This is a genomic window from Actinomyces sp. oral taxon 175 str. F0384 (genome assembly GCF_000223355.1).
Classification (GTDB): domain Bacteria; phylum Actinomycetota; class Actinomycetes; order Actinomycetales; family Actinomycetaceae; genus Actinomyces; species Actinomyces oris.
The window spans coordinates 204027-220444 of record NZ_AFUR01000001.1 but is presented as its reverse complement, the minus strand read 5'-3'; the positions used below and the strand labels follow the sequence as shown (position 1 = coordinate 220444).

The 16418-nt window shown below is 70.8% G+C and carries 14 protein-coding genes and 3 tRNA genes; 8 read left to right on the top strand and 9 right to left on the bottom strand.

Annotation, left to right across the window (positions count from 1 at the left end):
* Window positions 1-104: 104 nt before the first annotated feature.
* Entirely contained in the window at window positions 105-1154 is a 1050-nt protein-coding gene (locus HMPREF9058_RS00865) for a 4-hydroxy-3-methylbut-2-enyl diphosphate reductase (protein WP_043537701.1), read from the bottom strand.
* Between the two features lie 62 nt (window positions 1155-1216).
* On the opposite strand from HMPREF9058_RS00865, the gene xseA reads away from it, so the two are divergent.
* The 3 genes from xseA (at window position 1217) to HMPREF9058_RS00850 (ending at window position 4787) form a co-directional block, all read left to right on the top strand.
* Window positions 1217-2605 carry an exodeoxyribonuclease VII large subunit gene (gene xseA / locus HMPREF9058_RS00860; RefSeq protein WP_009405638.1) on the top strand — a complete coding sequence of 463 codons (1389 nt, stop codon included), beginning with the start codon at window positions 1217-1219 and terminating at the stop codon, window positions 2603-2605.
* A 295-nt stretch (window positions 2606-2900) separates the two neighbouring features.
* On the top strand, window positions 2901-3251 hold the full coding sequence (locus HMPREF9058_RS12865) for an exodeoxyribonuclease VII small subunit (protein WP_009406146.1): 351 nt from the start codon (window positions 2901-2903) through the stop codon (window positions 3249-3251).
* A 594-nt stretch (window positions 3252-3845) separates the two neighbouring features.
* Complete coding sequence (locus HMPREF9058_RS00850) at window positions 3846-4787, top strand: carbohydrate kinase (protein WP_009747602.1); 942 nt, start codon at window positions 3846-3848, stop codon at window positions 4785-4787.
* Window positions 4788-4914: 127 nt separating this feature from the next.
* Here HMPREF9058_RS00850 and HMPREF9058_RS00845 read toward each other — a convergent pair whose 3' ends face one another.
* From HMPREF9058_RS00845 to HMPREF9058_RS00830, 4 genes are all read right to left on the bottom strand, one after another.
* Entirely contained in the window at window positions 4915-6048 is a 1134-nt protein-coding gene (locus HMPREF9058_RS00845) for an AEC family transporter (protein ID WP_009747344.1), read from the bottom strand.
* Window positions 6049-6228: 180 nt separating this feature from the next.
* Window positions 6229-7200 (bottom strand): endonuclease/exonuclease/phosphatase family protein, encoded by a 972-nt coding sequence (locus tag HMPREF9058_RS00840; RefSeq protein ID WP_009405801.1) that lies wholly within the window; start codon window positions 7198-7200, stop codon window positions 6229-6231.
* Entirely contained in the window at window positions 7197-7682 is a 486-nt protein-coding gene (gene msrB, locus HMPREF9058_RS00835; protein ID WP_009405973.1) for a peptide-methionine (R)-S-oxide reductase MsrB, read from the bottom strand. The genes HMPREF9058_RS00840 and msrB overlap by 4 nt, the downstream gene beginning before the upstream one ends.
* Before the next feature lie 97 nt (window positions 7683-7779).
* Window positions 7780-9204 (bottom strand): mechanosensitive ion channel family protein, encoded by a 1425-nt coding sequence (locus HMPREF9058_RS00830; RefSeq protein WP_009747451.1) that lies wholly within the window; start codon window positions 9202-9204, stop codon window positions 7780-7782.
* Between the two features lie 165 nt (window positions 9205-9369).
* Between HMPREF9058_RS00830 and HMPREF9058_RS00825 the strand changes: the two genes are divergently transcribed.
* Together HMPREF9058_RS00825 and HMPREF9058_RS00820 are read left to right on the top strand one after the other, a co-directional pair.
* A complete protein-coding gene (locus HMPREF9058_RS00825; RefSeq protein ID WP_009406163.1) occupies window positions 9370-9699 on the top strand; it encodes a PadR family transcriptional regulator in 330 nt (109 codons plus the stop codon).
* Complete coding sequence (locus HMPREF9058_RS00820) at window positions 9699-10214, top strand: permease prefix domain 1-containing protein (protein WP_009747416.1); 516 nt, start codon at window positions 9699-9701, stop codon at window positions 10212-10214. Before HMPREF9058_RS00825 ends, HMPREF9058_RS00820 begins: the two co-directional genes overlap by 1 nt.
* A 77-nt stretch (window positions 10215-10291) precedes the next feature.
* Here the strand turns inward: HMPREF9058_RS00820 and HMPREF9058_RS00815 are convergent.
* The 3 genes from HMPREF9058_RS00815 to HMPREF9058_RS00805 all read right to left on the bottom strand — a co-directional run bounded on the left by HMPREF9058_RS00815 (window position 10292) and on the right by HMPREF9058_RS00805 (window position 10596).
* Window positions 10292-10364: transfer RNA gene (locus HMPREF9058_RS00815), tRNA-Phe, on the bottom strand.
* Between the two features lie 47 nt (window positions 10365-10411).
* Window positions 10412-10485, bottom strand: a tRNA-Asp gene (locus tag HMPREF9058_RS00810).
* 38 nt (window positions 10486-10523) lie between these two features.
* Window positions 10524-10596, bottom strand: a tRNA-Glu gene (locus HMPREF9058_RS00805).
* Between the two features lie 225 nt (window positions 10597-10821).
* Between HMPREF9058_RS00805 and HMPREF9058_RS00800 the strand changes: the two genes are divergently transcribed.
* Window positions 10822-11196, top strand: coding sequence for a metallopeptidase family protein (locus HMPREF9058_RS00800; RefSeq protein ID WP_175284681.1), 375 nt, complete (start codon window positions 10822-10824; stop codon window positions 11194-11196).
* Between the two features lie 69 nt (window positions 11197-11265).
* Window positions 11266-12600, top strand: coding sequence for a glycoside hydrolase family 3 N-terminal domain-containing protein (locus HMPREF9058_RS00795; protein WP_009747553.1), 1335 nt, complete (start codon window positions 11266-11268; stop codon window positions 12598-12600).
* An 84-nt stretch (window positions 12601-12684) separates the two neighbouring features.
* Here HMPREF9058_RS00795 and HMPREF9058_RS00790 read toward each other — a convergent pair whose 3' ends face one another.
* Entirely contained in the window at window positions 12685-15288 is a 2604-nt protein-coding gene (locus HMPREF9058_RS00790) for a hypothetical protein (RefSeq protein WP_009405628.1), read from the bottom strand.
* A gap of 292 nt (window positions 15289-15580) precedes the next feature.
* Here HMPREF9058_RS00790 and HMPREF9058_RS00785 point away from each other — a divergent pair, with 292 nt between their 5' ends.
* Window positions 15581-16417, top strand: coding sequence for an ABC transporter ATP-binding protein (locus HMPREF9058_RS00785; RefSeq protein WP_009406305.1), 837 nt, complete (start codon window positions 15581-15583; stop codon window positions 16415-16417).
* Window position 16418 lies beyond the last annotated feature (1 nt).

Genomic DNA, 16418 nt, shown 5'->3' with positions numbered 1-16418 from the left:
TACGCAACCCGGCGTTCACCTTCGGCCTGTCTCACGCAGCCGGGCGTGTGCTGACGCTCACGGCCGGCCCTGCGGACGGCCCCGTCACCAGGGGCGACGCGGCCTCAGCAGGTGTGGTCGGCGGCCGGCTCACGGCGCTTGTGAGCTGAGGCGGCCCCCTGGGCCGCCATGAGGTCGGCGCGCAGGTTCTTGGGCAGAGAGAAGGAGATCTTCTCCGTGGTGGTGCGCACTTCCTCGACGTCGTCGAAGCCGAACTCGGCCAGGCGCTCCACCACCTCGCGCACCAGGATCTCCGGCACCGAGGCGCCCGAGGTCAGGCCGACCGTCTCCACGCCGTCGAACCAGGACGGGTCGATCTCGCTGGCGAAGTCCACCCGGTGGGCGGCGCCCGCACCGGCCTCAAGGGCCACCTCCTTGAGGCGCACCGAGTTCGAGGAGTTGCCGGAGCCGACCACGATCATGAGGTCCACCCTCGGGGCGATCTTCTTGACCGCGGCCTGACGGTTCTGGGTGGCGTAGCAGATGTCCTCACCGGGCGGATCGATCATCTCCGGGAAGCGCTCGCGCAGCAGGCGCACCGTCTCCAGGGTCTCGTCGACGCTCAGGGTGGTCTGGCTGATCCACACGACCTTGGAGGGGTCGCGCACCTCGACCTGGTCCACCTCGTGGGGGCCGTTGACGACCTGGATGTGGTCGGGGGCCTCGCCCTGGGTGCCCTCGACCTCCTCGTGGCCGGTGTGGCCCACGAGGATGATGTCGTAGTCCTTGTCCGCGAAGCGCACCGCCTGCTTGTGCACCTTGGTCACCAGCGGGCAGGTCGCGTCAATCGTGTCCAGCCGGCGCTCGGCGGCCTCGGCGTGGACCGCCGGGGAGACGCCGTGGGCGGAGAAGACGACGCGGGCGCCCACCGGCACCTCGTCGGTCTCGGAGACGAAGATGGCGCCGCGCTTGGAGAGGGTCTCCACGACGTACTTGTTGTGGACGATCTCCTTGCGCACGTAGATCGGCGCCCCGTAGTGGGCCAGGGCCTGCTCCACGGCGTCGACGGCGCGGTCCACGCCGGCGCAGTAGCCGCGCGGGGAGGCCATGAGGATCCGCTTGCCGCCCTTGGGAGAGGGGGCCGCGGCGTCGGTGTGCTCACTGGAGAGCTCGATGGTCGTCACGGTCACCACTGTGCCACAGTGGGACCCAGGTCCCCAGTGGTGGACGTGGCACAGTGGTGCATGTGACAGGCCAGAGCCCCTCCCAGCCCAGCCCGCAGCCCTCCCCCGGTGCCGGCCGCGCGTCCGGCCCCGACGCGGGCGGCGGCCCCGGCAACTCCGGCAGCCCCGACAGCCCCCGGGAGCTGGCGCCGCGAGCGAACCTCACCACCGCGGAGAACCCGTGGCCGCTGCGGCTGCTGTCCTCCAAGATCGACCAGTACGTGGCCCGCATGAGCCAGGTGTGGGTGGAGGGGCAGGTCATTCAGCTCAACCGCCGCCCCGGCGCCGGCATGGCCTTCCTCACCCTGAGGGACACGGACGCCGATATCTCCATGTCGGTGTCCATCTACGCCCGGGTCCTCGACGCCGTTCTGGCCCGCACCGGCGCCGAGCTTGGCGAAGGAGCCCGCGTGGTGGTGCGCGCCAAGCCCACCTTCTGGGCCAAGCGGGGCTCGCTCCAGCTGCAGGCCGACGACATCCGGCCCGTCGGCGTCGGCGACCTGCTGGCGCGCATTGAGCAGCTGCGCCGCATCCTGGCCGCCGAGGGCCTGTTCGACGCCGAGCGCAAGCGACCCCTGCCCTTCCTGCCGCGCAAGGTGGGCCTCGTGTGCGGGCGCCAGGCCAAGGCCAAGGACGACGTGCTCGTCAACGCCCGCCTGCGCTGGCCCGGCCTGCCCTTCGAGGTGCGCGAGGTCGCCGTCCAGGGGGCGCGCGCCGTCGGCGAGGTCACTCGGGCCATCCAGGAGCTCGACACCGATGCGCAGATCGACGTCATCGTCGTGGCCCGCGGGGGCGGCGCCGTCGAGGACCTGCTGCCCTTCTCCGATGAGGGGCTCGTGCGCGCCGCGGCCGCCTGCCGCACGCCGCTGGTCTCGGCGATCGGCCACGAGACCGACTGCCCCCTGCTGGACCTGGTGGCCGACTACCGGGCCTCCACCCCCACCGACGCCGCCCGCCGGATCGTCCCCGACCTCGCCCAGGAGACCGTGGGCCTGGACTCGGCCCGCGAGCGCCTGCGCAGCGTGCTCGCCTCGCGGCTGGATGCCGAGCAGGCGGCCCTGGACCAGCTGCGGGCCCGGCCGGTCATGGCCGACCCCACCTCGATCGTGCGCGACCGGGTGATCGAGCTGGGGCAGGCCCGCGACAGGATGCGCCGGGCCGTGGAGCATCGCCTGTCGCTGGCGGCCGCGGATCTGCGCGCCGACCGCGCCCGGCTGACGGCCCTGTCGCCGCAGGGGGTCCTGGATCGCGGCTACACGATTCTGCGCACTCCCGGCGGCAAGGTCATCACCAGCGCCGAGGACGTCAAGAAGGGCGATCTCATCGAGGGGGTCCTGGCTTCGGGGCGGCTCGTCGCCCAGGTAGTCGGCGCCACCAAGCCCCGGCCCGCCGATATCGACTGAGCGGCAGCTAAGTGCCGGCTGCACTTCGGGCACCGCGCCGACACAAGCGCTAGTCAATCGCGCCTGGATCGCGCGCATCGGGCGGACCCGGGCGGTGAAACTCACAGAGGCCGGCCGCGAGGCACTGGCGCAGGCAGGTTTGGAGGGAGTGCTGACACGCCTCGATGAAACGGCCTCCAACGACGCAGCCGGGTAGCGGTCTGACGTGTCGGTCTGGGCACTTTCGCGCCGAGGACATCACCTGGGCCCGCCTTGTCCACTCCGCCCCCGGGCCGGTCCGTGCGAGAATCGGGGTGTGAGCTCCGAGATGAACCCCGGCCCGTACTCCGACCAGTACCCAGACGAGTACTCACCCCAGAGCAGCCCCTACTCGGCGTCCTCAGGGGCGTCAGGGTCTTCAGCGTCGTCTGCCCCTGCCGCAGGCGGGGCGTCCGGCGCCAATGAGGACGTCGCCTCGCTCAGCTATGAGCGGGCCCGTGAGGAGCTGGTGGCTGTCGTGCAACGCCTTGAGGCGGGCTCCGTCCCCCTGGAGGACTCCTTGGCGCTGTGGGAGCGCGGTGAGGCCCTGGCCCAGCGCTGCCAGACCTGGCTCGATGAGGCCCGCGCCCGCCTGGCCGCGGTCGCGCAGGAGGACCCTGAAGACTGACGCGACCTGGGACTGACCAGGCATGACCCGCCGGGCCAGCAGTTCCAGGCCGCGCGTGCCCGCACGCGCGACGAATCGACCGTCGTGGCAACGTGGCCGTTTGTCCGGGGGCCTGGCATGCGCCCGCCTGCGCGGCGGACTGACCGAGTTGCCCGGGCCCCTCTGGCGGTGGCGCCCCCATCGAGGGCCGCTGGGAACCAGCGCAGGAGCCCGGAAGGAGCCGTGGATGTCCAAATCGGACACAAAGGCTTGGGTCGCACTCATCCGGTCGAAACACAACCGCATGATTCCAAGGTTTTCATTCATGCGGCCTGTGCGCTGAAAGCCCTTTGTATCCGATTTGGACATTCTTGGGCGAGACGAGCCCTGTGGGCGGCGCCGGATCGGTAGTCTGTGGGCATTCACCCCCGGACGCGCGCATCGACCAGCGCGCCGGCCGCTTCCGGGCAGTGTGGCGCCGCCGCGTTCCTCATCCGCCCGAGTCCCCTCACCGCCTCTTGCCATCTCCCGGTCCACCACTCCGGCCAGCTCTCCACCCCTCGCACGTCTCAGCTCACTACCACCGGACCCCGGTCCTGCACGAAGGAGTCACCCATGACCGCACCCGGCCGCCCAGGATCCGCTCTCGTCATCGGCGAGGCCCTGGTTGATGTCGTCATCCACCCCGGGCAGGAGCCCGTGGACATCCCCGGCGGCTCGCCTGCCAACGTCGCCCTGGGACTGGCGCGCCTGGGCCGCGACGCCGAGCTGCACTGCTGGATCGGCACCGACGAGCGCGGCCAGGCCGTGCGCTCCCACCTGGAGGCCTCCGGGGTCCGTCTGGCTCCGGGCGCCGACGGTGCGGCGCGCACCTCCACGGCACAGGCCACCATCGGCGAGGACCGCGCCGCCAGCTACGTCTTCGACCTGGACTGGAACCCGCCGCGCCCGACACTGCCCGACGGGCAGGCGCCGCTGCTGGTGCACACCGGCTCGATCGCCGCGATCCTGGCGCCCGGCGCCGCCACCGTGGAGCAGGTGCTGCGCGAGACCCGAGCCACCTCCACCATTGCCTACGACCCCAATGCCCGGCCTCAGCTCATGGGTGAGCCCGAGGACGCCCGAGAGGTCGTCGAGCGCCTGGTGGGCTTGTCGGACCTGGTCAAGTGCTCCGATGAGGACATCGCCTGGCTCTACGGCCAGGACGCGGACCTGGAGACGGTGCTGCGCTCCTGGCTGGAGAAGGGCGCGGCCGTCGTGGTCGTCACGCGCGGCAAGCAGGGGGCCCTGGCCCTGTCCGCCTCGGGGGTGCGCCTCGAGGTGCCCGCCGACCCGAGCGTCGTGGTGGCGGACACGGTGGGCGCCGGCGACTCCTTCATGGGCGGTCTGGAGGATGCCCTGTGGAGCGAGGACCTCGTGGGTGCGGACCGGCGCGAGGCGCTGCGCGCGGTGGACACCGCGACCCTGGAACGGATCGTGCGCCACGCCGCGGCCATCGCCGACATCACGGTCTCGCGGGCCGGAGCCAACCCTCCCACTCGCGACGAGCTTCCCTGACAGGCCCCGCCGCGACGAGGTCGTGGATTAACCCGCGAGATCGCACCCTGAACCCTCGACAGCGCGACCTCAGGCACGACTGCGCGGATGAGGGAAACGCCGGCACCGGGCAGTGCTAGCCGCGGGCTCAGTGCAGGAGCGCAGCGGCCAGCAGGACCACGGGCACGAATCCGGCCGTCGTCAGCAGGACGGCGTCGCGGGCCAGGTCCTTGGCCGCTCCGTAGCGCGAGGCGTACATGAAGACGTTCTGCGCCGTGGGCAGGGCGGCGGTGACGACCGGGGCAAGCAGCTGGCCTCCGCTGAGTCCCGCCGCCAGTCCGACGACGACGGCCAGCCCCGGCATGACGGCAAGCTTCCAGCCCACGGCCAGCCACAGGCCGCTGCGCCGACCCGCGCCACGCTGGGACGTCGACCTCACCCCGTGCGCCGGCTCCTCCTCCACCCGGAGAAGTCGGCCTCCCGCGGTGTCGATCTCGTGCGCCTCCGATCCGGCCTCCGCCGCCGGTAGCTCCTGACCCTGACGGTCCTTCCCCTGGCGGGCTGACTGGGCCGGCGAGCCCTGCGGGGACGGGGACGCCTCCTCCGGCGCGGGATTGCGCAGGGGCCGGGGCGCCCCGGCCAGGCTCATCCCCAGGGCCAGCATCATGAGCGGCACGGCGACGCGCCCGAGCATCTCCAGGCCCTGGGCCGGGTAGCCGCCGCCCCACTCCTTGAGGTCCACCCCACCCAGGTTCGCCGCGGTCCCGGCCACGACTCCCCACAGCAGCGGGTTGCGCAGCGGTACGGTCAGGGTCGCCAGGCGGGACGGGTTGCCGCGGCGGGTGACGGCGTCGAGCACGGTGAAGGTGGCCGGGGTGAGCACGAGGAGCTGGAGCAGGAGGATCGGGGCGATGGTGGCCGCATCCCCCAGGACGAGGACGGCCACCGGGATCCCCAGGTTCGCGGCATTGACGTAGCCGGAGGCGAGCGCGCCGATGGTGGCCTCGGCGGTGGGGCGGCGCAGCACGAGGCGGTGGAGGCACCAGGCCGAGACGATGGCCGTGAGCTCGGCGGCCACGGCCACAGCGGTGGAGCGGGAGAGGACCGCCGTCAGGTCAGCGCGGCTCAGCGTGGTCACGAGTAGGGCCGGGGTGGCGGCGAAGAAGCAGACGCGGGTGAGGACCCCGTCGGCGTCAGCGGGCACGGCGCGGGTGCGCACCAGCAGCCAACCGACGGCGATGACCGCGCCGAAGACGGCCAGTCCCGCCACCACATCAGCCATGGTCTCCCCCTCTCATGGGCCCCGCCGCACCGAGGTCGTAGGGTAGCCCGCGCGGTCGCACCCTTTACCCCTCGACCGCGCGGCCTACAGTACGACCGTGCGGGCAGGGCTGCGGCGGGGCCCGACAACGACGAAGCCGGCAGTACGACCTCGCGGGTACTGGGCCCTGGCGGACGCCCCTCAGCCGACCGGCTCGAGGTCCACCCAGGTGCCGACGTGGTCGGAGATGATGAAGGAGCTCGTGCCCCACTCCACGGCACGCAGGAGCGGGCTCCCGTCGGCCGCGGCGGCCTCATCGGTCAGCGGCAGGCCGTCGGGGCCGGTGGGCCACAGGTCGGTCAGCACGTGGTCGATGCGCCGCTTGGGGTCGGCTGCTGGGAAGGTGAGCCCCTCCCCCACGGTCCGCCCGAGCCCCAGGACGTCGACCTGCTCGGCGGAGAGGTTGTAGTCGCCCACGAGCAGGTGCGGCCCGGGCAGCCCGGCGAGCGCCCCCCAGGCGGCGGCGAGCTGGCGCGCCGCCATGGACTCGCGGGTCGCCAGGTGGGTGGAGGCGACCGAGAGCTGCCGGATCGGCCCGCCAGCGCCTTCGGGCACCTCGAGGGTGGCGGCCACCATGACGCGCTGGGAGGCGGTGGACACGTGGTAGGAGCGCGGGTCCCAGGCCCGCTTGCCGCGCTTCTCCACGCTGGAGGCCCCGCGCCCCAGGCGCTTGACGTGCCAGCCGGAGACCGGGAAGCGCGACAGGAGGGCGTTGCCGTAGCCGATCGGCCCGGCCCCGACGGCGGCGCGCAGCGGCCCCAGGACGTCATCGGTCGGCGAGCTCAGCGCGGTGCGCAGGGGCCGACGGCGCAGCCCCACCACCGGCCCGGCGTAGCTGGCGGAGAAACGACAGGTCGGCATGCCCAGCTCCTCGGCGAGGAAGGCCGCCTGGTGGAGGCGCCCGGAGCGGGCCTGCCCCAGGTCCACCTCCTGGAGGGCGATGATGTCGGGGGCCAGCTCGGCGATCTGCTCGGCCGTGGCCCGCATAACGGCACGGGCGGTGGCGGGGTCGGAGATGTCGGCGCCGGCCAGCGAGCCGGTCGAGGCGCTGCCGTCACCGGCCCCGGCGCCAGGCAGGCCATGCTGGAGGTTGAGGCTCAGGACCCGGATCATGCTTGCTCCTCCTCGAAGGTCAGGCTCACGGAGTTCATACAGTAGCGCTGGCCGGTGGGGGTCTGGGGGGCGTCGTCGAAGACGTGTCCCAGGTGGCTGTGGCAGGTGGCGCAGCGGACCTCGGTGCGCACCATGCCGTGGGAGGTGTCGGTGCTCAGGGTGACCGCCTCGGAGTCGGAGGGGTCGTAGAAGGAGGGCCAGCCGCAGTGGGAGTCGAACTTGGTGGTGGAGCGGAACAGCTCGGCGCCGCAGCCGCGGCAGCGGTAGACGCCCTCGCGGTGCTCGTCGAGCAGGGCTCCGGTGAAGGGGCGCTCGGTGCCGGCCTCGCGCAGCACGTGGTACTCCATGGGGGTCAGGGCGGCGCGCCACTGGGCGTCGGTGCGCGCGGCGGCCTCCAGGTCGAGGATCGGGCCGTCGAGGGCCGGGCCGGAGGGCTCGGAGGCGGGCGTCACGGAGGGGTCGCTGCTGGCGTTCGTAGTCATGGGCTCATCGTCACCCGCCCGACGACGCCGGGCGACCTGCGTTCACGCAGCGAAAACTCACCCATCCGCCGGGGCGTCGGCCACGTAGCGGCTCGGCTCACCTGGGTCCCAGGCCCCCGCGCCGGGCGCGGTGCAGCAGGGAGCGCCCCATGGCCCGCCCCAGGGTGACGGCCCGCCGGGCCCCCAGCCCGTGGGCGGCGCTCTCCCCCTCGGCCTCCGTGGTCGCGGCGCCATCGCCTCCGTTGTCTGGAGCGGCCGTGGTGGCGCTGGCGGGGCCGACCTTCTGCTTGGCGACGATCTGCTCAGCGGCGCGGGCCACCTCCTCGGGGCCGAGGTCCTGGGTGACCTCGACCTGCTCAACCTCCACTCGCGTGCGCGGCAGGGCATAGGGGGCCTCCCGCTGGAGCCAGGAAACCAGCTCTTCGCGCACGTAGGACTTGAGGGCGCCGACGTCGCCGGGGTCGTCCCCCGTCAGGACGATGCGCACGGTGACGTGGCCGCCGACGGCGTCGAAGACCTCCAGGGAGGCCTGGCGCCCGTCCCAGACCGGCGAGGCGGCCACGAGGCGGGCCAGCTCGGCGCGCAGCGAGGCGATGGGCACGCGCCAGTCCAGGTCGAGGGTGAAGGAGCCGGTGGCCTGGGAGCCTCCGCGCGTCCAGTTGGCGAAGGGGTTCTCGGTGAAGTGGGTCGAGGGCAGGATGAGCCGCCGGTCGTCCCAGGTGCGCATGACCACGTAGGTCAGGGTGATCTCCTCGATGGTGCCCTGCTCGTTATCGACGACGACGATGTCGTCCACCCGGATGGCGTCGGTGGTGGCCAGCTGGAGGCCGGCGAAGACGTTGCCGAGCATGGAGCGGGCGGCCATACCGGCGATGACGGAGGCCAGGCCGGCCGAGGCGAGCAGCGAGCCCATGGCGAACTGGACGCTGGGGAAGGTCATGATGGCGCTGACGAGCCCGGCGATGACGATGACGACCTGGGCGACGCGCCGGATGATCTGGCTCTGGGTGGTCACCCGGTTGGCGCGCCCCTGGTTCCCGCCGGCCTGCGCCCCCTTGACGACGGTGGACTCGATGGCCTTGGCGAAGGCAACGACGAGCCAGGTCACCGCGAAGATGAGGGCAATGGTGACCCCGCGTTCGATGACCACCATCGTCGTGGAGTCGCTCTTGGTGTGCCGCAGCCCGGTCAGGGCGAGCTGGGAGCCCAGGAAGGCTCCGGTCATGGCGCCGACGGCGACGATCGGCCGGCGTCCGAAGTCCACGATCTCGCGGTACAGGAGGCGCCGCCGGCCCATGAACGTCAGGATCGCCACCACCACGAAGGCGATGACCAGGCCGATGACGACTCCCACGCCGGCCTGCCAGGCGATGGTGACCAGGTCGTTGGTCGTCTTGGTCACCGCCTTGACGGTCTCGTCGACGTTGACTTCGGGCACACCCGTGGGAGTGGGCGTGGTCGAGGCACTCGCACTGGGATCTGCGCTGGGGGTCGCGGGAGGGGTGGTGGCTGCGACGAGCATGAAGCCACCTTAAGCAGCCCGGCTGTGCCTGGGCTGTGACGTATGGCCGCCAGCGGAAGCATCCCCCTCCAACACCCGCTTGACGTACTACGTGTGCCGTAGTACGTTAGATGCACACAAGGACCTCAGGGCCCCGTCATCACGAACCAAGGAAGGAGGGTTCACATGATTAGCGCAGACGCCATTCGCGGCTACATCGACCTCATCGTCCTGTCCCTGCTCAAGCGACAGCCGTCCTACGCCTACGATCTGGCCAAGACCATCACCGAGGTCTCCGACGGCGAGTACACCATCAAGCAGACCACGCTCTACACGGCCCTCAAGCGCCTGGAGTCCACCGGCCTGGCGGCCTCCTACTCGGGAGTGTCCGACTCCGGCAAGTCCCGCACCTACTACCGCCTCACCTCCGAAGGCACCACCCACCTGACCGCCAAGGTCGCCGAGTGGGAGGACACCAAGACCCTCATCGACCGCTTCGCGAAAGGAGCCCACTGATGGACACCATCGAGACCTTCCTCGACAACATGTTCGCCCCCTACCCCGCCACCCCTCGCCTGATCGAGGCCCGCTCCGAGCTGCGCGCCATGATGGAGGACGCCTACAACGACGCCATCGCCCAGGGCAAGACCCACAATGAGGCGGTCGGGCAGGTCATCACCGACTTCGGCAACCTTCACGAGCTGGCCCCGGTCCTGGGCATCGCTCAGGACATCCAGCCCGGCGGCGCTCCGCAGGTGGCCCCCGCCGGCGCCCCGACGACATTCGCCCCCAATCGTCCCACCACCCCCGCCCCTGTCGGCCAGCCGTCCTCCTGGCAGGGAGAGCAGGACGATGACGATCCCTTCACCACCCTCGTGGCCGGGATCTACTGGCCGGCCACTCTCATCATCTACCTGCTGTGGAGCTTCCTGTTCAGCGCCTGGGACATCTCCTGGATCATCTGGCCGGTGGCCGCCGTCGCCTTCGGCATCTTCGCCACCGTGCGCCGCTACCGGCGCGACCGCCAGTGAGTCCCTCCGCCCCGGCGCGGGGCTCACCTGGTCATGAGCGAAGGCCCGGAACCTTGTGGGTTCCGGGCCTTTCGCAGTGGCTCCGACCGGCGTCGATCCGGTGACCTTTCGATTTTCAGTCGAACGCTCTACCAACTGAGCTACAGAGCCTCGGGATGGAATCGGCCCGACCATTTCTGATCGGACCGACCGTTCCGCGACCTCGACGGGACTTGAACCCGCGACCTCCGCCGTGACAGGGCGGCGCGCTAACCAACTGCGCCACGAGGCCAGTGTGAATTCACTGTGTTATTCACTTGTGCGAATCCGTACCCCCAACGGGATTCGAACCCGTGCTACCGCCGTGAAAGGGCGGGGTCCTAGGCCGCTAGACGATGGGGGCCAGGGGCCTTCGACGTCGTCGCGCCTCGAACCGGGATGAACACTAAGGGGACAGTCTTCCGCAGCGCAAATCCCAGGAGCGTGACCCTCCTCACCGCTCGGTTTTCGGCGGAATTCCGGCCCGCGAGGACTGCCGGGCCGGAGCCGGGCGGTCTGGCAGGCTGTGCCCGTGAGCCACGAGCAGCAGCAGGAGCCTGACCGCCCCCGGGAGCCGCAGCCTGTCAGGATGTCGCATCAGGACTTCGAGGACGTCGTCAGCGACGCCCTCGACCGGATCCCGGAGGACCTGGCCGAGGTGATGGATAACGTCGTCGTCCTCGTTCAGGACGAGCCCGATCCGGAGATGCTCACCGAGGATGACTACGACGATTCCGGCATGCCCACGCTCCTGGGTCTGTACGACGGCGTTCCCCTGACCGAGCGCGATGAGGGCTGGTCCATGGTGCTGCCCGACCGCATCCTCATCTTCCGCGGCCCCTTGGAGCGCTGGTGCACGAGTCGCGAGGAGCTGGAGGAGGAGATCACCGTGACCGTCATCCACGAGGTGGCCCACCACTTCGGCATCCCCGACGAGCGCCTCCACGAGCTGGGCTGGGAGTAGCGCCGCGAGCAGTGCATGAACAGACCGTCAGGGTCATGACCTCGCGAGCACCCAGGGACCTGTCTTAGTGTGGCCGACATGAACGACCGTCATCGGCCTGCAGCTCCGGATGCCGGGGAGACTCCCACCCCCGCCGACCCGAGCACGTCCCCGCAGCACCACATGAGTCGACGACCAGTGCTCCTGGCGGCCCTGGTGGGCGCCGGGTCCCTGGCGGGATGCTCCCTCATCCCCGGCTCCTCGTCGGCCGGCTCCTCCCCCAGTGCGAAGCCCCAGGCCCCAGAGCCGGCGACGTCGAGCGCCGCCCCCTCGCCCACCGCGGCCGCGAGCCCGGCTCCGTCGGCCACGGCGACGGCAACGGCCACCGACGGAGCGCTGGCGGGTTGGAGCCTGGAGGAGAAGGTCGGCCAGCTCATGATGGTCGGGGTGGACGCCCAGGCCCCCAAGCAGTCCTCCAACGAGGCCGTTGACACCCACCATGTCGGCAACATCTTCATCGCCGGACGCACCACGGCGGGCAGCCAGGCGACCCAGAAGGTCATCAGCTCCTTCACCTCCAAGGTCGGCCCGGGCACGACCCACGCCACCCCGATGCTCGTGGCCACCGACCAGGAGGGCGGCGAGGTCCAGGTCCTGGCCGGATCGGGCTTCTCCGACATCCCCTCGGCGCTGGACCAGTCGGCTCAGCCGCGCGACCAGCTGGTGGCCTCGGCGCGCACCTGGGGCAAGGAGCTGGCCGACGTCGGCGTCAACATGAACCTGGCCCCGGTCGCCGACCTGGTCGACATTGCCCGGCCGGCCTCCAACGAGCCCATCGGCCGCTGGGGGCGGGAGTACGGGCACGACGCCGCCACGGTCTCCTCCCAGGCCGGCGCCTTCGCCGAGGGGATGCAGGCCTCGAAGGTCATCCCCACCTACAAGCACTTCCCGGGCCTGGGGCGGGTGAAGGACAACACGGACACCTCTGCGGGCGTCGTCGACTCCACCACGACCCGCAGCGCCGACACCGCCGTCAGTGTCATCTTTGGCGCCGCCATCGCCGCCGGGGCGCCGGTCATCATGGTCTCCTCGGCCACATACTCCCTCATCGACCCCTCAGCGCCGGCGGTCTTCTCCTCGACGATCGTCACCGACATGCTGCGCAGGGAGATGGGCTTCTCCGGGGTGGTCATCACCGACGACGTCTCCGCCGCCGTCCAGGTCCAGGACGTGAGCGCGGGCGATCGGGCCGTGCGGGCGATCCGGGCCGGCTGCGACATCGTGCTGGCCTCGGCGGACCCGACAGTGGCCGCAGACATGGTCAAGGCCCTCATCGCCACCGCCCGGTCCGATCCGGCCTTCGCGGCGCGGGTGGACGAGTCGGCCACGCGGGTGCTGAACCTGAAGAAGAGCCTGCAGTCCTGACACGCGCCGAGATGCGCATCGGCCCGCCTTGAGCCAGTGGCTCGGGGCGGGCCGATCACGTTGTCGGGCGAGCCGGCTCAGGTCTCAGCGAAGCTTGGTGGTGCCCTGGGAGGTTCCGTTGGACTCGATGCGCTTGGCCAGACAGTGGTCGGAGTCGTAGCCCTGGGCGTCGCACCAGGCATTGGCCTGGTCGCCGTCGGAGTAGGTATCACCCTGCAGGGTCACCCACCAGCCGCCGGTGTCGTAGACCGGCCACTGGCTGGTGTCGATGATGACGGCCTTCGGGTTGGTCTGCTGCGTCTTGAGGTACTCGGCGAGGATCGAGCGTTTGGTCCAGGTCTGCCCGTCGGCCACGAGCCCCACCTGCTTGGAGGACAGCTGCGGGGTCCACTTGCCCCGCAAGCTGTTCATGACGATGGGGTAGTCGTGCTTGATCTGCCACTGGATGGCGTCTCCGGCGGCCTGCTCGTCCTGCGCCTCCTGGTTGGCGTTGGAGCTCGCGGAGGAGGCGATGGTCATCGCGGAGTTCGTCGAGCTCTTCGCGGTGGCGGTCGATGAGGAGCCGCGGTCGAAGGAGGGCCGGACCGTCAGGCCCTTGAGGTCGAGGTCCTTGGCGGTGCGGAAGTAGTGCTGCTCGCCGAAGCGCAGCGTCACCGCCCGGCCGCCGTTGGGGATGATGAGCGGGTCGCTGGAAAGGTCGAAGGTTCCCGAGGCCACAAGGTGGTCGACGTCGGCGCCGCCGGTGGGGCTGGTGGAGCTGTAGACGAGGACCTGGCTGGACGATCCGGCCAGGAAGTCGCCCTCGGCGCAGGAGGTCGCCATGTTGCCGTGGACCTTGAGCTCGCCCTGGCCGTCCTCCACCGAGGTGATCGTGAAGGTGGGCATGCTGGAGCAGGCCTTGACCGCGCCCGAGGGCAGGGCCGCGGCGGTCGACGTGGCCGCGGCGTCGGCCTGACCGTTCTGCTTGCCGTCCTCGCCCCCGTTGCTGTCGGCCTTGTCCTGGGAGGTGTCCCCACTCTTGTCCTTGTTGGCGAAGTGGCTGCCGGCCCACAGGCCGCCTCCGCCGACGATGACGAGCAGGAGGACCACGATGATCGCGACCAGGCGACCGCTGCTGGACTTCGACGGCTGCTTCTGCTGGGGAGGCGGCATCTGAGCCACCATCTGGGGGCCGAACATGTCCAGTTCCACGGCCGGCTGAGCGGCGGAGAAGCCCGACGGCGCCCCACTGGGGGTCTCGGCCCAGGCGGCGATGTCCTCGGCCGACGGCGGCGGGGGCACGGGGAAGGCCACCGACTCGGCCGAGCCCGCTGTCCAGCCGGAGGTCACGGCCGCGGACTGGGCTGACGCCGTGACGTCAGTCGTGTCAGCCGAGTCGACCTCGTGCCACTGCGATGCGGGGGCGAGGACGGTCGTGTCGTTGTTGTCGGAGTCCGCAGCCTCGTCGACGGCGCCCTCCGCCTCCGCATCGGGCTCAGTGGCAGCCTCAGCCGCATCGGAGTCCTCAGCGGGTTCGTCAGTTCCCGGTTCCTCGGCCGCATCAGAGGGCTCCGCGACGCGCTCGTCGGCAGACTCGTCGACGGCGGTTTCCTCAACTGCCTGCTCTCCAGAGGCCTCGTCCTCAGGCTGATCGGTCCCCGACTCCCGAACCTCGTCGGCATCCGCGGCCACCTCGTCGGCGACCTCCGGCTCTGCGTCGGGCTCAGTGGCAGTCTCAGCCCCCTCGGTGTCTTCGGAGTGCTCGGCAGACTCCTCTGTCTCCGGCTCGACACCGGCCTCGCCAGAGCCGCCATCGGCAGCATCCTCAGCCGCGCCGGAGTCCTCGGCAGGCTGGTCTTCCGAATCCGGGCTCTCAGCCTCGGCATCCTCAACGTCTTCGGAGTCCTCGTCAGACTCGTCAGTCCCCGGTTCCTCGGCCTCATCGGCAGGCTCCGCGCTGCGCTCATCGGCAGACTCGTCAACGGCGGCGTCCTTGACGTGCGGGTCCTCCGAAGCCTGGCTCTCAGCCTCGGCATCCTCAGCGCCCTCGGAGTCCTCGGCAGGCTCGTCCGTCTTCTGGTCGTCACCAGCCTCGCCAGGGTCCTCGGCATCCACGGTCTCCTCGGCGGCGTCCTCCGCATCGGGCTCGATGGCAGCCTCAGCCGCAGACTCCGTGACCTGGGCGTCCTCAACCGCATCAGGACTCTCGACGGGTTCTTCTGCGTCCTGGTTGTCACCAGCCTCGCCAAAGTCGGCGCCAGCGACACCTTCGACCTCATCGCCGTCAACCGGCCCGGGCTCATCGGCCGCCTCGTCCTCGTCCACCGGCGTGCCGCCGTCTCCGGCCGACTCGGTCGGCTCCGTCGGCTCCGTCTGCGCCGGGTCCCCCTGACTGAAAGCAGGGTCCACAGTGGGCTCGCCGGCCGCACTAACAGCCGCAGCCCCTGCGTCACCCACGCCACCAGCAGCACTGGCGGCCGCGTCGTCGGTCAGGTAGCCGCGCGCCCGGAGATTGGCGAGGACCTCGACGTTCCCGGTACTAGCCAGCCAGCCGAGCAGGTCGGGATAGGCGGCCGGGTTGGTCGACAGCGGCGCCCACAGGTCGGGCCGGCTCTGTGCGATGGCGGCCTGCAGGGCCTGGTCCGGAGTCTGAGCGGCAACCGTCGCATCGGCCTGATGCGCCGCCATCATGAGCTGAACCGGATCCATGCAGAGCCTTTCCGGGAGAACGTATGGGTGACCTCGACTGATCGGGCGCGCAGCCAACCCATCCCGGGTCCTTCACCAGGCTCCGATCATCCCCGATGGTAATCACGAATCGTCGGAAAAGTTAGAAAACGGACTCCACCTCGACGAACGCCCGCATCCTCCAAGCGCCCATTCCACCCCGCGTCTCAGGGACCTCCCCGACCCCGGCTCAGGGTCGAGCCTCCACGCGCTCAGGGGACCTGTCCTCCGCCAGGAGGATTCACCCGCCCCATGCCACTGCCAGACTGAACCTATGAGTAGTTCCACCCCCGTCGCCGCATCCTCCGTCCTCACACCTCACCATCCGGTGGATGACCCCGTGGTCTCCGCACGCAACCTCACCAAGGTCTACGGCCGTGGATCGGGCGCCGTCACAGCGCTCGACTCGGTCAACGTCGACATCGCCCGTGCCCGCTTCACCGCCATCATGGGGCCGTCCGGCTCCGGCAAGTCCACACTCATGCACTGCCTGGCCGGCCTGGACTCGATCACCTCCGGGGAGATCATGCTCGACGGCGACATGGTCTCCTCCATGAATCAGCGTCGCCTCACCCGCCTGCGCCGCGAGCGCATCGGCTTCATCTTCCAGTCCTTCAACCTGGTCCCCACCCTCACGGCGGCAGAGAACATCACCCTGCCCCTGGATATCGCCCGCAAGAAGGTCAACCCGCAGCGCTTCGACCAGGTCATCGACGCCGTCGGCCTCAGGGAGCGCCTGTCCCACCGGCCCGCCGAGCTCTCGGGCGGCCAGGTCCAGCGCGTGGCCTGCGCCCGGGCGCTCGTGGGCGAGCCGGCGGTCGTCTTCGCCGACGAGCCCACCGGCAACCTGGACTCCCACTCCACCGACCAGGTCCTGGAGATCCTGCGCCGCAGCGTCGACGACCTGGGGCAGTCGGTGGTCATGGTGACCCACGAGCCGGAGGCGGCCGCCTGGGCCGACACCGTCATCTTCCTGCGCGACGGGCACGTCGTCGCCCAGCTGGACGACCCCGACCGCGACCGGGTCCTGGACGCCCTGCGCGAGCTGAGCGAGACCGAGCCCACCCCCGCAGCCGCCCCGCAGTCCGGCTCGGCCGTCAAGGGGGCCTGAG

What these genes read in the sequence shown, in the direction of transcription:
- HMPREF9058_RS00850 (WP_009747602.1), top strand. Translation starts at nt 3,846, where the DNA reads ATGACCGCACCCGGCCGCCCAGGATCCGCTCTCGTCATCGGCGAGGCC.
- HMPREF9058_RS00845 (WP_009747344.1), bottom strand. Translation starts at nt 6,048, where the DNA reads ATGGCTGATGTGGTGGCGGGACTGGCCGTCTTCGGCGCGGTCATCGCC.
- HMPREF9058_RS00840 (WP_009405801.1), bottom strand. Translation starts at nt 7,200, where the DNA reads ATGATCCGGGTCCTGAGCCTCAACCTCCAGCATGGCCTGCCTGGCGCC.
- msrB (WP_009405973.1), bottom strand. Translation starts at nt 7,682, where the DNA reads ATGACTACGAACGCCAGCAGCGACCCCTCCGTGACGCCCGCCTCCGAG.
- HMPREF9058_RS00830 (WP_009747451.1), bottom strand. Translation starts at nt 9,204, where the DNA reads ATGCTCGTCGCAGCCACCACCCCTCCCGCGACCCCCAGCGCAGATCCC.
- HMPREF9058_RS00825 (WP_009406163.1), top strand. Translation starts at nt 9,370, where the DNA reads ATGATTAGCGCAGACGCCATTCGCGGCTACATCGACCTCATCGTCCTG.
- HMPREF9058_RS00820 (WP_009747416.1), top strand. Translation starts at nt 9,699, where the DNA reads ATGGACACCATCGAGACCTTCCTCGACAACATGTTCGCCCCCTACCCC.
- HMPREF9058_RS00800 (WP_175284681.1), top strand. Translation starts at nt 10,822, where the DNA reads ATGTCGCATCAGGACTTCGAGGACGTCGTCAGCGACGCCCTCGACCGG.
- HMPREF9058_RS00790 (WP_009405628.1), bottom strand. Translation starts at nt 15,288, where the DNA reads ATGGATCCGGTTCAGCTCATGATGGCGGCGCATCAGGCCGATGCGACG.
- HMPREF9058_RS00785 (WP_009406305.1), top strand. Translation starts at nt 15,581, where the DNA reads ATGAGTAGTTCCACCCCCGTCGCCGCATCCTCCGTCCTCACACCTCAC.